Annotated in this window: 11 protein-coding genes; 3 read left to right on the top strand and 8 right to left on the bottom strand. The window is 74.0% G+C overall.

Features of this window, described 5'->3' with window-relative positions; genetic code table 11:
• Nucleotide 1: 1 nt before the first annotated feature.
• Nucleotides 2-1786, bottom strand: a complete 1785-nt coding sequence (locus tag AB0B20_RS02695; protein WP_357467456.1) for a hypothetical protein — start codon at nucleotides 1784-1786, stop codon at nucleotides 2-4.
• A complete protein-coding gene (locus AB0B20_RS02690) occupies nucleotides 1744-3660 on the bottom strand; it encodes a hypothetical protein (RefSeq protein WP_357467453.1) in 1917 nt (638 codons plus the stop codon). The genes AB0B20_RS02695 and AB0B20_RS02690 overlap by 43 nt, the downstream gene beginning before the upstream one ends.
• Before the next feature lie 156 nt (nucleotides 3661-3816).
• On the opposite strand from AB0B20_RS02690, the gene AB0B20_RS02685 reads away from it, so the two are divergent.
• A complete protein-coding gene (locus AB0B20_RS02685; RefSeq protein WP_357467450.1) occupies nucleotides 3817-5007 on the top strand; it encodes a hypothetical protein in 1191 nt (396 codons plus the stop codon).
• Between the two features lie 217 nt (nucleotides 5008-5224).
• On the opposite strand, the gene dxs is transcribed toward AB0B20_RS02685, so the two are convergent.
• From dxs to AB0B20_RS02665, 4 genes are read right to left on the bottom strand one after another with little or no spacing between them, the layout of a single operon-like run.
• A complete protein-coding gene (dxs, locus tag AB0B20_RS02680) occupies nucleotides 5225-7168 on the bottom strand; it encodes a 1-deoxy-D-xylulose-5-phosphate synthase (RefSeq protein WP_357467447.1) in 1944 nt (647 codons plus the stop codon).
• 58 nt (nucleotides 7169-7226) lie between these two features.
• On the bottom strand, nucleotides 7227-8387 hold the full coding sequence (locus AB0B20_RS02675; RefSeq protein WP_357382670.1) for an anhydro-N-acetylmuramic acid kinase: 1161 nt from the start codon (nucleotides 8385-8387) through the stop codon (nucleotides 7227-7229).
• A 9-nt stretch (nucleotides 8388-8396) separates the two neighbouring features.
• The gene (locus AB0B20_RS02670; RefSeq protein ID WP_357382668.1) at nucleotides 8397-9698 is read right to left on the bottom strand and encodes a TRAM domain-containing protein; all 1302 of its coding nucleotides are present in this window, start codon (nucleotides 9696-9698) and stop codon (nucleotides 8397-8399) included.
• Nucleotides 9695-11746 (bottom strand): APC family permease, encoded by a 2052-nt coding sequence (locus AB0B20_RS02665; RefSeq protein WP_357467443.1) that lies wholly within the window; start codon nucleotides 11744-11746, stop codon nucleotides 9695-9697. The genes AB0B20_RS02670 and AB0B20_RS02665 overlap by 4 nt, the downstream gene beginning before the upstream one ends.
• Nucleotides 11747-11903: 157 nt before the next feature.
• Between AB0B20_RS02665 and AB0B20_RS02660 the strand changes: the two genes are divergently transcribed.
• Both AB0B20_RS02660 and AB0B20_RS02655 read left to right on the top strand, forming a co-directional pair.
• Complete coding sequence (locus tag AB0B20_RS02660; protein ID WP_357382663.1) at nucleotides 11904-12569, top strand: TrkA family potassium uptake protein; 666 nt, start codon at nucleotides 11904-11906, stop codon at nucleotides 12567-12569.
• 3 nt (nucleotides 12570-12572) lie between these two features.
• Nucleotides 12573-13262 (top strand): TrkA family potassium uptake protein, encoded by a 690-nt coding sequence (locus AB0B20_RS02655; RefSeq protein WP_357382661.1) that lies wholly within the window; start codon nucleotides 12573-12575, stop codon nucleotides 13260-13262.
• Between the two features lie 10 nt (nucleotides 13263-13272).
• Here AB0B20_RS02655 and AB0B20_RS02650 read toward each other — a convergent pair whose 3' ends face one another.
• Nucleotides 13273-13950 carry a DUF3159 domain-containing protein gene (locus AB0B20_RS02650; RefSeq protein WP_357382659.1) on the bottom strand — a complete coding sequence of 226 codons (678 nt, stop codon included), beginning with the start codon at nucleotides 13948-13950 and terminating at the stop codon, nucleotides 13273-13275.
• Nucleotides 13947-14327 carry an OB-fold nucleic acid binding domain-containing protein gene (locus tag AB0B20_RS02645; RefSeq protein ID WP_030502986.1) on the bottom strand — a complete coding sequence of 127 codons (381 nt, stop codon included), beginning with the start codon at nucleotides 14325-14327 and terminating at the stop codon, nucleotides 13947-13949. Before AB0B20_RS02645 ends, AB0B20_RS02650 begins: the two co-directional genes overlap by 4 nt.
• Nucleotides 14328-14449: the final 122 nt, after the last annotated feature.

Below are 14449 nucleotides of genomic sequence, written 5' to 3'. Positions count from 1 at the left end.
GTCAGCCGGCGAGCGGGCGGACGTCCCACAGGTGCCCGCCCGGCACGTCCCGGCCGGGGCCGACCAGCGCGTCCACAGTGGCGCGGACCGGGTCACCGGGTGTCGAGTCGGCCTGCACCAGCGCCGCCGCCCGCCAGTGCCGCAGGTCGTCGACCGCCTGCCGGCGTTCCGCCTCGCCGACCGGCGGCACCCGGCCGGTCTCGGCGGCCCGGCGCAGCAGCAGCGACGTGGGCCGGTCCGGCGCGCCCCAGCGGGCGCCCTCGTCGGTGGCCGAGCGCGGGCCGATGAAATAGCCTCCGGGCGCGTCGAACGCCAGCCCGGTGCGCGCCGACCAGAACATGGCGGGGCTGACCGCCGCACCGGTCACCGGCGGCACCGGCACCAGCGTCCGGCCCGGTGGCACGTACTCCCGCCAGCCGCCGCCGGACACCACAGCCGGGACCGGCGCGACCGGCACCGTGCGGATCGGCGTCGGCGCCAGCGGCAGCAGCGCGGCGGCGACCGCGCCGGCCCACGGCGCCCAGGTGCGCACGCCGCCACCCCGGACCCGCTCTACTGCGAGCGCCAGCAGCACCCCGAGCACCGGTACGCAGACCAGCGCGAACCGCGCCGGCACCACCAGGTCCAGCAGCGGCACCCCGGCGAGCAGGCGGTACGGGCCGGGCAGCCCGGTGTCGTGCCGGTTCACCACCACGCTCGTGCCGAGCGACAGCAGCGCGAACAGCAGGCCGCACACGGCGAGCGCGCGCACCAGCGGCCGTCGCCACAGCCGCACCACCACGAGTACGGCGAGCAGCGGCAGGAACGGCCCGAAGAACGAGTTCTGCTCGGTCGGGTTCGGCGACAGCAGCCCGGCCCGGTGGGCGTCCCCGGCGACCGTCTGCCGGGCGGTGGCGGCGAACGAGACCACGTCCAGCCGGTAGCCCTCGGTGTGGAACGGCATCCCCCGGTAGTGGCCCGGCCCGGCGAACTGGAACCACAGCGGGTACGCCAGCAGCACGCCCGCGACCAGCGCGCCGATGCCCAGCCGGCGGGCCACCACCGGCGCCAGCCGGCGCGCGGCGGCCCGGTCGGCGAGCGCGTACGCCCCGGCGAACACCCCGGCGGCCAGCGCCAGGAAGACCAGCACCTCCTCGCCGAGGAACACCTGGTACGCGACTGCGAGCCCGAGCAGCACGCCGTCGCGCCGGACCCGGCCGGTGGCGGGCCGGAACACCAGCGCGAGGATCACCGGCACCAGGAACTGTGCGGCCATGTGCAGGTGCGCCCCGGCCTGCGCCACCATGCCCGGGGCGAAGCCGCAGAACAGGCCGCCCACCGCGGCTGCGGCCCGGGAGCGGACCAGCCGGCGGGCGAGCAGCGCGTACCAGGCGGTGGCGGTGCCGGCGAGGCTGAGCGTCACGGCGACGAGGAAGGCCGCCTGGGAGCCGAAGACGACGGTGACCGGGGTGAGCGGCACGCCCAGCCCGAGCACCGAGGTGTTCGCCATCAGGTTCACGCCGTCCGGGGCGTTCAGCGCGCCGCTGGCGAGCGGGTTCTCGCCGCCGGTGACCGCGCGGGCGGCCCGGGCCAGCATCCACTCGAACAGCATCTGGTCGCCGGCCTGGTGGAACAGCCGTTCCGGCCGGCGCCACTGGCCGGTGGTGAGCAGCACGGCCAGACCGAGATAGCCGGCCACCACCAGCGCGTCGACCGGGCGGGGCCGGCGACGGCGGGGCGCGGGGGCGGGGACCGCCGGTTCGGTCAGGCGGACCGGCTGGTCAGTTTCCGCACGTCCCACAGCCACACGTCCAGCTCCTGCCGGCCGGGGCCGACCAACTGCTCCACGGTCCGGCGCAGCGGCTCGGCGTTCTGCTCGTCGCGCGGCAGCACCACCAGCGCCGCGTTCCAGTGCCGCAGCTCGTCCAGGTAGCGGCGGCGCTGCCGGTCGTCCAGCTTCGGCGTACGGCCGGTGGAGGACACCTCGCGCAGCATCTCGCCGATGCCGCTGGGCCGGCCGCCGAAGCGCCCGGGGTCGCCGGTGACGCCGTTACGCGGCGCGAGGAAGTAGCCGCCGGGGATCTTGAAGTCGAGGTTGGTGCTGGCCGCCCAGCGCATCGGGTCGGTGTTGCCCATCGCGGGCACCGGCACGGAGACGAGCGTCTGGTCGGGTCCGACGTACTTGCGCCACCTGTCGGCGGTGATGAACTCCGGCACCGGCTCCCGCGTGGTGACCCGCAACGGCATCGGCGCGATCGGCAGCAGCGCCAGGACCAGGCCGGCGACGGTGAGCTTGCGGGCGGTCCGCCGGTCCACGCCGCGCAGCGCCCACAGGCGCCGGACCGCGTACCCGAGCAGGATCGCCACCGTCACGCCGGTGATCAGGCCGAAGCGGGTCGGCACCACGGCGTCGAGCAGCGGCAGCCGCACCAGCAGCTCCCACGGGCCGGTGGCGATCTCCCGGTCCCACCAGGAGATCCGCTCGCCGAGGGAGAGCACGGCGAAGAACAGCCCGGTGGCGGCGAGCGCGCGGACGATCGCGTCCCGCCGCAGCCACACCACGATGCCCACGACGAGCAGCGACAGGCTCCAGCCGAAGAACGCGTTCTCCTCGGAGTAGTTCGGCGCGAGGTTGACGTTCGCGCGTTCGTTGCCGCCGAAGGTGGGCGAGCCGGGCGCGAAGAACGCGGCGATGTCGTTGCCGTAGTCGCGCACCGCGTCGCTGAGCCCGTGGTACGCCATCGGCCCGGCGAACTGCACCCACAGCGGGTACGCCAGCAGCGCCCCGGCCAGCGCCGCGCAGACCGCCAGCCCGGCGCCGAGCGGCCGCCACGCGGCGGCCCACCGTTCGCGCTGCTGCACCACCACGGCGATCAGGAACACGCCCAGGCCCATCGCGGTGAAGAGCAGGATCTCCTCGTTGATGAACGCCTGCACGGTGACCAGCAGCGCCAGCAGCACGCCGTCGCGGACCGGCCGGGCCGAGCGGGTCAGCACCAGCACCCGCCACACGATGAACGGCAGCAGGAACTGGCTGATGATGTTCGGGTGCCAGTTGGCGTGCGACAGCATGGCCGGGGAGAACCCGCAGAACCAGGCCGCCACGGCGGCGGCCGGGCGGTGCCGGATCAGGTGCCGGGACAGCACCCGGTACCAGGCGGCCGCGGTGCCGGCCAGGCCGAGCGTGACCAGCGTGACGAAGGAGACCGCCGGTCCGAACAGGAGGGTCACCGGCACCATCGGGATGCCCAGCGCCAGGATGGCGGTGTTCGCCATCAGGTTGACGCCGTCGGGGTAGTTGAACTGCTCGGTGAAGAACGGGAACTCGCCGTGCAGCACCACCCGCACCGAGTGGGCCAGGAAGAACTGCACCTGCGCCGGGTCGCTGCTGTAGAGCGCGGCGACCCGTCCGGCCGGGTCGACCCAGATGCCGCTGGTCACCCAGATCGCGGCGAGCAGGAATCCGCCGTACACGAGGAGGTCGATCCGGCGGCGCGTCCACCGCCACCGGCGCTCGCGCCGCGCGCCCGGCGTGGCCGGCGCCTCGGGCTCGGTCGCCGCCTCCGGCTCGGCCGGCGCGTCGGCGACGGTCACCGGGGGTGCTTCCAAAGTGACGGCACGGTGGCCCGTCGGGGCGGCGGCGTCCGGCGTCGAGGCGCCGCGGGTCTCGGCAGGCGTCACAGTCGGCGGAGTCTACCGGAGCCGGATATTGATACCCGAATCGCCCGTCACGTTCCGCAGTGGCCGATCGGCCGAAAGGGTGAGCCAGTCGCGGCCGGGTGACCGGCCGTCTCGTACCATGTGGGCTTCCGACCGACGACCGGCGAGGGGATCAGGGTGTTTTCAGCCCGCCGAGGCGCTACGACGGGCACCACGCTGGCAGCTCTGCTGCTGGTCACCGCCGGTTGCGGGCCGGTCGCCGAGCGGCGGCCGACGGACCTGCGGGTCGGCTACGACAGCCTGGACGGCACCCTCGCGGTCTGGCCGCCACGCGGCAGCCTGGCCGGCGACGCCGACGCCACCGCCGCGATCACCACAGCGGTACGTGACTGGCGCTCCCCCGTGGACGACCGGGTGCACGTGCCCACCTCCGGCATCCTCTTCTCCGGTCAGGTGGCCGGGTCGGCGCTCGCGCTGGTCGCCGCCGACGTGCCCGGCGAGGCCGCCTCCTGGCTGCTGCAACTCGACCGGGACGGGCAGCGCTGGCGGGTCGCCCACGCCACCGAGTACACCGACCGCGGCTACCTGGTCTACTCCGACGTGCTGCCGGTGCGGGAGCCGTCCGGCCGCCGTTACCTCACCTCGACCCGCGTCGAGCGCCTGGCCGGCCCGGACGGCAAGGTGCTCGGCAGCACCGACGGCGTCACCGACCCGGTCGCCGTACCGGAGTGCCGGGCCGTCGAGCTGACCGCGACGCTGCGACCCACGACGTCGCTGCCGCGCGGCCTGGCCGCGGACCGCGTCCTCGACCTGGGTACGGCCACCGAAGCGCCCCGCTACCCCCTGGTACGCGACGAGACGGGCGCCGGCAGGCGCGCGCTGACCGGGTTGGACACCTGCGTGCTCGCCGGCGAACGGGGACCGTTCGGCAGCGTGCCGCGGCGCATCGGCGACCGCGACGCGCCCCGATCCGCGCCGGAGTCCTGGCCGATGGCGAAGATCACCACGCGTTCACTCGGCTCGGTGGCTCTCGGTGAGGGCGAGCCGGGCGAGCTGGAGCAGCTCAGCTGGGAGACCTCGGGCGGGACCATGACGGCTGTGGTCTACCGCCCGGCCGACGGCGGCAGCCCGGTGGTCTCCCCCGCCGACCGGTCCACCACGCTTCAGGCGTACCACCTGCCGATGCCGGGCCGCCCGCTGGCGGTGCTGTCCTGGCGTACCCGGGACGCCTCGTTCTCCGCCCCGCCCGGCACGACGCGCCTGGTCGACCGTCCCGGCCTGGTGGTCGTCGAGCACACCGACGCCAGGCAGACGTTCAGCCTGGCCGGCACCGAGAAGACCTGGTACCGCTCCCTCCCCACCCCCTGACCCTCTCCCCCGCCCGCTCCGGTGATCAAGGAGTTCGTGTCCCCCGAAGGACTCCTTTCGTGTCCCCCGAAGGACTCCTCGAGCACCCAAACTCCTTGGTCAACAGCGCGAGGTCGACCGGTGCGGCGATCTTGCGGTTGCGGCCCTCCCTGATCGGGCGAAACCGACATCAGGAGGGCCGCAAGTGCAAGATCGACGAGGCGGGCTGGGCGGTGGGTCAGCTCTGGGCTCGGGCGCCGTTCGTGGCCGGGTCCACCGGGGCGGCGTCCAGGCCAGAGATCCAGCCGGTGACGTCGCGGGCCACGTCCTGCGCGGTCAGCCGCAGGTCGGCCAGGATCTGCGCGCGGCTGCCGTGCGGGTGCCAGTCGGCCGGTACGCCCAGGTCCTTGACCGGTACGCGGACGTCGGCGTCACGCATCGCCTGGGCCAGCGCGGAACCGACGCCGCCGATGCGCACGCCGTCCTCCACGGTGACCACGAGCCGGTGCCCGGCGGCCAGCTCGACCAGTTCGGCCGGCACCGGGCGCACCCAGCGCGGGTCGACCACGGTCACGCCGTAGCCCTGCTCGGCGACCCGGGTGGCGACCTCCACGCCGAGGCCGGCGAACGAGCCGACCGCGACCAGCAGCACGTCGGTACGCGCCGACTCGGCCAGTACGTCGACCGGGCCGACCCGGCGGACGGCCGGCAGGTCGGCGGCGACGGTGCCGGTCGGGAAGCGCAGGATGGTCGGGCCGTCGTCGACGGCGACCGCCTCGCGCAGCTCCTCGCGCAGCGTGGCCGAGTCGCGGGGCGCGGCGATGCGCAGGCCGGGCACCACGCCGAAGACCGACATGTCCCAGATGCCGTAGTGGCTGGGCCCGTCCGGGCCGGTGATGCCGGCCCGGTCCAGCACGAACGTGACGGGCAGCTTGTGCATGGCCACGTCCAGCAGGACCTGGTCGAAGGCGCGGTTGAGGAACGTGGCGTAGACCGCGACGACCGGGTGCAGCCCGCCCATCGCGAGGCCGGCGGCGGAGGTGGCCGCGTGCTGCTCGGCGATGCCCACGTCGTACACCCGCTCCGGGTACTTGCGGGCGAGCGTGGCGATGCCGGTGGGCTCGGCCATGGCGGCGGTGATGCCGACCACGTCGGGGCGCTCGTCGGCGATCGCGACCAGCTCGTCGGCGAAGACGTTCGTCCACTTCACCGACGGCACGGCGAGCAGCTTGCCGGTCTCGGCGTCGAACGCGCCGGGGCCGTGCAGGCAGTCGGCCTCGTCATCCTCGGCCGGGCGGTAGCCGTAGCCCTTGCGGGTGACCGCGTGCACGATCACCGGGCCGCCGAAGTTCTTCGCGGCGCGCAGCGCGGCCTCGACGGCCGGCACGTCGTGGCCGTCGACCGGGCCGACGTACTTGATGCCGAGGTCCTCGAACATGGCCTGCGGGGCGACCGCGTCCTTGATGCCCTTCTTGACCGCGTGCAGCACCTCGTACATCGGCTTGCCGACGAACGGGGTGTTGCCCAGCGCGTCCTTGACGGTGTCGAGCACCTTCTCGTAGCCGGGGTTGAGCCGCAGCGACGACAGGTGGTCGGCGAGGCCGCCGATGGTCGGCGAGTAGGACCGGCCGTTGTCGTTTACGACGATCACCAGCGGGTTGCCGGCGGTGGCGATGTTGTTCAGCGCCTCCCAGCACATGCCGCCGGTGAGCGCGCCGTCGCCGACCACGGCGACCACCGAGCGCTTCTCGCCGCGCAGCGCGTACGCCTTGGCGAGGCCGTCGGCGTACGACAGGGCGGTGGAGGCGTGCGAGTTCTCGATCAGGTCGTGCTCGCTCTCCGCCTGGCTGGGGTAGCCGGAGAGGCCACCGCGCTGGCGGAGCTTGTCGAAGCCCTCCTGCCGGCCGGTGAGGATCTTGTGCACGTAGGCCTGGTGGCCGGTGTCGAAGAGGAGCCGGTCGCGCGGGGAGTCGAAGACCCGGTGCATCGCCAGGGTCAGCTCGACCACACCGAGGTTGGGGCCGACGTGGCCGCCGGTGCGGGAGACCTTGGCGATCAGGAAGTCACGGATCTCGGCGGCGAGGATGTCCAGCTGCTCGGCGGTCATCCGCTTCACGTCCTGCGGGCCGTGGACGGTGCCCAGCAGCCGACCGTGGTTGGCCGTGCCCTCTTCAACACTCATGACCGGAGAGTCTATCGGCCGCTGAACAGTCCGCAGCTCGGCCGTGCATCGACCCAGGTCAGGCGTCCACCACCAGCCGCCGGGGCGCGGGTGGGCGCGGCGCGGCGGCGGACGGGCCCGCAGGGGTCCAGGAGCCCAGCACGGCGGCCCGGGACGCCCCGGTCACCGAGGGCACCGCGCCGGGTAGCCCGTGCCAGGACAGCCAGCCCAGCAGCGCGAACGCGTACGCCTCCTTGGCCTGCGCCGGCACGCCCAGCTCGTCGGTGGTGCGCAGCCGCCAGCGCCCCGCGCCCAGCGCGGCCAGCCGCGCCCGGAGTGTGGGATTACGCACTCCCCCGCCGGCAGCCACCACCTCGGTGACGCGGTGCCTGTCGCAGGCGTCGGCCACCGTCCGGGCGGTCAGTTCGGTGAGCGTGGCCAGCACGTCGTCGGCACCGACCGGCTCACCGAGCGCGGCCAGGGCGGTGTCCAGGTAGCCGCCGTGGAACAGCTCCTTGCCCGTCGACTTGGGCGGCGGCGCGGCGTAGTACGGCTCGGCGAGCAGCCGGCTCAGCAGCGCCTCGTGCACCCGACCGGCCGCGGCGCGGGCACCGTCGACGTCGCAGGGCCGGTCCAGGAAGCGCCGGGCGGCGGCGTCTAGCAGCGCGTTGGCCGGGCCCACGTCGTACCCGAGGACGGGTGCCCCGGGCGCGACCACAGTGAGGTTCGCGATGCCCCCGAGGTTCAACGCGGCCCTGGCACCGGCCTCCGGGTCGAGCAGCAGCGCGTCGAACGCCGGGACCAGCGGCGCGCCCTGGCCGCCCGCCGCGACGTCCGCCGAGCGCAGGTCGTGCAGCACCGGTACGCCCACCCGGGCGGCCACCCGGGCCGGCGCGCCGAGCTGGAGCGTGCCGCGCACCCGGCCGTCCTCGACCCAGTGGAAGACCGTCTGCCCGGGCGACACGACCGCGTCGGCCGCTCCCCCGGCCAGCTCGACGCCGAGGGCCGCCGCGTCCGCGAACACCTCGCCGAGCCGGTTGTCCAGCCGGCAGACCGCCTCGATGGTGGTGGCCGCCGGGGGCAGCAGCGCGCCGATCTCGGCCCGCAGGTCGTCCGGGTACGCCAGCTCCCGGTGCCCGAGCGGCCGCAGCCGCAGCGTGTCGCCGTCGGCGGTGAACTCGGCCGCGGCCACGTCCACGCCGTCGTAGGACGTGCCCGACATCAGCCCGACGATCTTCATCGGGTCAGGCTAGCCAGGCAGGAACAGCCCGACCAGCTCCACGTGCTGGGTCATCGGGAACAGGTCGAAGCCGCGCAGCGCGGCCAGCCGCCACCCCGCCTCGGTGAACGTGCGCACGTCCCGGGCGAACGCGGCCGGGTCGCAGGCCACGTAGGCGACCGCGCGGGGCCGGGCGGCCACCACACCGCGCACCACGGGCGCGCCCGCGCCGGAGCGCGGCGGGTCGAGCACCACCAGGTCGACCGGTCCGGTGATCCGGCGCCGGGACAGCGCGGCCTCCACCCGGGCCGCCACCACCTCGACGCCGGCCAGGTCGGCCAGGTTCTCCCGTGCCGCGGCCACCCCGTCCGGCGCCGACTCGACGAGCGTCACCCGGGCGCCGCCGACCCGCTCGGCGAGCGCGGCGGCGAACAGCCCGGCCCCGCCGTACAGGTCCCAGGCGGTCTCGCCGGGCCTCGGGTCGAGCAGGTCGAGCACCGCGCCGGTCAGCGCGTCCGCCGCCGCCGGGTGCACCTGCCAGAACCCGGAGGCGGGCAGCGTGAAGGACCGCCCGGCCGCCGTCTCCCGGACCCGCTCCGGCCCGCTCACCGCCGTCGGAACCCCGTCGGCGTACGCGACCACCGCGACGTCACCGCCGGTGCTGGCGACCGTCTCCACCGCGTCGGCGTCCGGCCAGCGGGCGCCGGTGGGCGGGAGCACCGGCAGCTCCTGGATCGCCGGGTGCGCGATCAGGCACCGCTCGATCGGCACGACCTCGTGCGAGCGGTGCTTGAGCAGCCCGGCCCGGCCGGCCGCGTCGACCGCGTAGCGGACCCGGGACCGCCAGCCCAGCTGCCCGCCGGGCAGTGCCTCGACGCGTACGCCGAGCGCGTCGATCTGCTCGGTGGTGAGTCCGCCCAGCCGGGTGAGCTGCTCGCGCACCACTGTGAGCTTCCAGTCGAGCTGGGCGACCGGGGCGACGTGCTGGAGGTCGCAGCCGCCGCACCGCCCCGGCCGGGCGTACGGACACGGCGGTGTCACCCGGTCCGGCGAGGCGTCCAGGATCTCCACCGCGTCGGCGCGGGCGAAACCCCGGTGCAGCTCGGTCACCTCGGCCACCACCCGCTCACCTGGCAGCGCGTGCCGGACGAAGACCACCTGCCCGCCGACCCGGGCCACGCAGTGCCCGCCCGGCGCGACCGCGTCGACGCTCAGCTCGACCCGCTCGGCCTCCTCCAGCCCGGGCCGCTCCGCCGCCGGCACGGAACCGGGTCGCTCCACCGCCGGCGCGGGATCGGCCGGTGCGGGACCGGAACGCTCGCCGTTGATCATGACAGCTCCTCGCGCTCGGCGGACGGCGTGGACGCCACCGGCGGTGGCAGCGTGCTCTGCGGCGCCACCCGGGGGCCGCGCGCCGGGCCCCGGCTGAGCGTCGCGTCCAACCGGTCCAGGTTCTTGCTCGCGGTGGACGCGAGCTGCCACGGCACGCTTGTCACCATCACGCCCGGCTCGAACAGCAGCCGCCCCTTGAGCCGCAGCGCGCTCTGGTTGTGCAGCAGGTTCTCCCACCAGCGGCCCACCACGTACTCGGGGATGAAGACGGTGACCACGTCGCGGGGCGACTCCCGGCGCACCGACGCGACGAAGTGGAGGATCGGGCGGGTGATCTCCCGGTACGGGGAGTCGATCACGGTGAGCGGCACCGGCAGCTCGCGGCGCTCCCAGTCGGCCTGGAGTTCGCGGGTGTCCTGCTCGTCCACGTTGACGGTGACGGCGGTGAGCGTGTCCGGCCGGGTGGCCCGGGCGTACGCGACCGCCCGCAGCGTCGGCTTGTGCAGCTTGCTGACCAGCACGATGGCGTGGTTGCGGGCGGGCAGCACGCCCCGCTGCTCGGTCGGCTCCAGTTCCTCGGCGATCCGGTCGTAGTGCCGGCGGATGCCGAGCATCACCACGTACATCATGGCCATCGCGACGATCGCGATCCACGCCCCGAGCAGGAACTTCGTGGCCAGCACGATGATCAGCACGACGCCGGTCATGACCATGCCGAACGTGTTGATCGCCCGGGAACGGACCATCCGCCGGCGCGCCTCCGGGTCCCGCTCGCGGCGCAGGTGCCGGTTCCAGTGCCGGATCATGCCGGCCTGGGAGAGCGTGAACGAGACGAACACCCCGACGATGTAGAGCTGGATGAGCTTGGTGACCTCGGCCTGGAACCCGATGATCAGCACTACCGCGAAGACGGCCAGGAACACGATGCCGTTGGAGAACGCCAGCCGGTCGCCCCGGGTGTGCAACTGGCGGGGCAGGTAGCGGTCCTGCGCCAGGATCGAGCCGAGCACCGGGAAGCCGTTGAAGGCGGTGTTGGCGGCCAGGAACAGGATCAGCGCGGTCATCCCGGCGACCACGTAGAGCAGGACCGAGCCGCCGCCGAACACCGTCTCGCCGAGCTGCACGGTCACGGTCTTCTGCACGTAGTCGACCGGGCCGGAGACGATCTGCGACCTCGGGTCCTCGACGAACTGGAGGCCGGTGAGCCGGGACAGCCAGATGATGCCGACCAGCATGGTCACCGCGATGCCGCCGAGCAACAGCAGCGTGGTCGCCGCGTTCTTCGACTTCGGGCTCTTGAACGCCGGTACGCCGTTGGAGATCGCCTCCACGCCGGTGAGCGCCGCGCAGCCGGAGGAGAACGTCCGCAGCAGCAGGAACACCAGCGCGAACCCGGTGACGCTGTGCTCGGCCTGGATCTCCAGGCCGGCGCTCGGCGCGCGCAGGTCGTCGCCGAGCACGAAGATGCGGATCAGCCCGGTCAGCAGCATGCCGCCGATGACGATCACGAAGCCGTAGGTGGGGATGGCGAAGGCGGTGCCCGACTCGCGCAGGCCGCGCAGGTTGATCGCGGTGAGCAGCACGACCGCGCTGACCGCGATGAGCACCTTGTGGGTGGCCACGAACGGCACCACCGAGCCGAGGTTGGCCACGCCGGAGGAGACCGACACGGCGACGGTCAGCACGTAGTCGACGAGCAGCGCGCTGGCCACGGCGAGGCCGGCCCGGGGACCGAGGTTGACGGTGGCGACCTCGTAGTCGCCGCCGCCGGAGGGGTAGGCGTGCACGTTCTGCCGGTAGCTCGCCACCACGGTGAGCATGACCACGACGACCGCGAGCGCGACCCACGGCGAGAAGAAGAACGCCGAGGCACCGGCGATGGACAGCGTCAGGAGGATCTCGTCCGGGGCGTACGCCACGCTGGAGAGCGCATCCGACGCGAAGACCGGCAGCGCGATGCGCTTCGGCAGCAGGGTGTGCTGGAGGCGGTCGGACCGGAACGGTCGACCGAGGAGGAGTCGCTTCAGCAGCGAGGTGGGTCGGGCCACAACCGCCAAGCGTACGACCACCGGGCGCGGGGCGCGGGGGTGGTCGATCACCGCCGGACGGGCCCGCGCGGTACGGTCGGTCCCCCTGTCCGGGGCGGGACGTGGCAGGCTCGCAGACGACGGGTCGGCGGGCGGCACCGTGGGAGGAGCGGACACCGTGCATGTGGTGATCATGGGCTGCGGCCGGGTCGGGTCGACCCTGGCCCACAGCCTGGAGTCCCGGGGGCACTCGGTGGCGGTGATCGACCAGGACGCGGACGCGTTCCGCCGTCTCGGGCCCGACTTCGCCGGCATCACGGTGACCGGCGCGGGCTTCGACGGCGAGGTGCTGCGTCAGGCCGGCATCGAGCGGGCCGACGCGTTCGCGGCGGTGTCCAGCGGCGACAACTCCAACATCATCTCGGCCCGGCTGGCCCGGGAGACGTTCGGCGTGTCCCGGGTCGCGGCCCGCATCTACGACCAGCGCCGCGCCCAGGTCTACGAGCGGCTCGGCATCCCCACCGTGGCGACCGTCCGGTGGACCGCCGACCGGATGCTGCGCCACCTGGTCCCCGAGGGCAACGTGGAGATCTTCCGCGACCCGACGAGCACGGTCTCGATCATCGAGGTGCCGGTGCACAAGGACTGGATCGGCCGGCCGCTGCGGCAGCTGGAGCAGGCGGTCGGCGCCCGGGTGGCCTACCTGAACCGCTTCGGGATCGGCACCCTGCCCACCGCCTCCACCGTGGTACAGGAGGGCGACCAGGTCTTCATGCTGGTGACCGACGACATCAACGGCCCGGTCACGTCGGTGGCGGCGGCGCCGCCGGAAGGGGGGCACTGAGCCATGCGGATCGCCATCGCCGGCGCCGGCAACGTGGGCCGCTCGATCGCTCAGGAGCTGATCGACAACGGCCACCAGGTGATGCTGATCGAGCGGCAGCCGAAGATGCTGCGGCCCGACCGGGTGCCGGCCGCCGACTGGGTGCTCGCGGACGCCTGCGAGCTGGCCAGCCTGGAGGAGGCCGACGTGGCCGGGTGCGACGTTGTGGTGGCCGCCACCGGCGACGACAAGGTCAACCTGGTGGTGTCGCTGCTGGCCAAGACCGAGTTCGCGGTGCCCCGCGTGGTGGCCCGGGTCAACCGGGCGGAGAACGAGTGGCTGTTCACCGAGCAGTGGGGCGTGGACGTCGCGGTGAGCAAGCCGAGGGTGATGGCGGCGCTCGTCGAGGAGGCGGTCACCGTCGGCGACCTGGTCCGGCTGATGACGTTCCGGCAGGGCGAGGCGAACCTGGTCGAGATCACCCTGCCGCCGACCGCGCCCTACCTGGGGCAGCCCATCCACGCGGTGCCGATCCCCCGGGACGCGGCGCTGGTGGCGATCGTGCGCGGCAAGCGGGTGCTGGTGCCCACCCCGGACGACCCGATCGAGGCCGGTGACGAGCTGGTCTTCGTCTGCACCGCGGCGGTCGAGGACGACGTGCGCGCGGTGATCCTCGGCCCGGCCCGCACGGACCGTGACCGGGAGCGGTCCTGAGGCGGGGGCCTCAGGCGCCGGGCAGCGGGGTGGGTGCGGTCTCCCGGGTGACCCGGCGCACCACCCAGACCGTGATCAGCAGCAGCAGCGCGTACGGCGGGTAGCCCAGGGCGAGCCGGGCCACGCCCAGCGCGGTGTCCTGGTGGGCCAGGTAAAGCCCGGCCTGCACGCCGACCTTGGCCAGCCACACCACGCCCCAGAGCACGGTGAGCTGGGTGAAGGTGCGTACCAGCCTGGGGTCGTCGCGCCACTCGGAGCGGCCCTTCGCGACCAGCACGGACCAGATCCAGCCGACCAGCGGCTGCCGGATCACGGCCGACAGCAGCAGCGCCAGGCCGTACCCGATGCCGTAGAGGATGCCGGGCAGGTAGAAGTCCCGCTCGTCGCCGGTGCGCAGGGCCAGCAGCGCGCCGATGCCGACGCCGAACAGCCCGTTGACCGCGTGCCGCACCGGCTTGCGCTGGGCCAGCCGCAGCCCGGCGATCAGCAGCGCCACCGCCACCGAGGCGTACACGGCGGGGCGCAGCTCGCCGATCACGTTGGCGATCACGAAGACCATCACCGGGATGCTCGACTCGACCAGGCCGCGCCATCCGCCGAGCTGGTCGGCCATCTGCTCGGCGAGGCTGGGCAGCCGCTCCTCGTCCTGCGGGCCGAGACCCGGCGGGGTGTGCTGTCCGGTCGTCACTTCGGCGACTCCAGCTCGTAGTACGGGTTGTAGATCACCTTGCGGTCGTCGCGCACCGCCACCCGGCCGCGCGCGGTCAGGTGCCGGCCCGGCTCGATCCCGGCGATGTGCCGGCGGCCCAGCCAGACCAGCGTGACGACGTCGGTGCCGTCGTAGAGGTCCGCCTCCAGGGTGGGCAGGTTCGTGCGGGGCGTGTAGACGACGGTACGCAACCGCCCGGCCACCGACACCACCTGACCCCTGTTGCACTGGTGGGCGGGCGTGCCGCCGGACTCGGCGCTCTCCCGGCGCAGCTCCTGCGCCTCGATCTCGGCCTCGCTCGCGGTGAGCCGGTGCAGGAGCCGCCGCAGCGACCCCCGGCTCTCGTCGGTCGTCATGACCTCCGCGTCACCCTCTCCACAGCGGGGCCCCGCATGCCCGGAACCGTCCCGCCAGCGTACGCGCAGTGGCGCGTCGACGGGAGCGCCGTGGCGCGTACCGCCGGCCGGGACCGGACACG

This window comes from Micromonospora sp. NPDC049151 (assembly GCF_040648395.1).
GTDB lineage: Bacteria > Actinomycetota > Actinomycetes > Mycobacteriales > Micromonosporaceae > Micromonospora.
The sequence above is the reverse complement of the archived record's forward strand: the minus strand, read 5'-3'. Positions and strand labels throughout refer to the sequence as shown.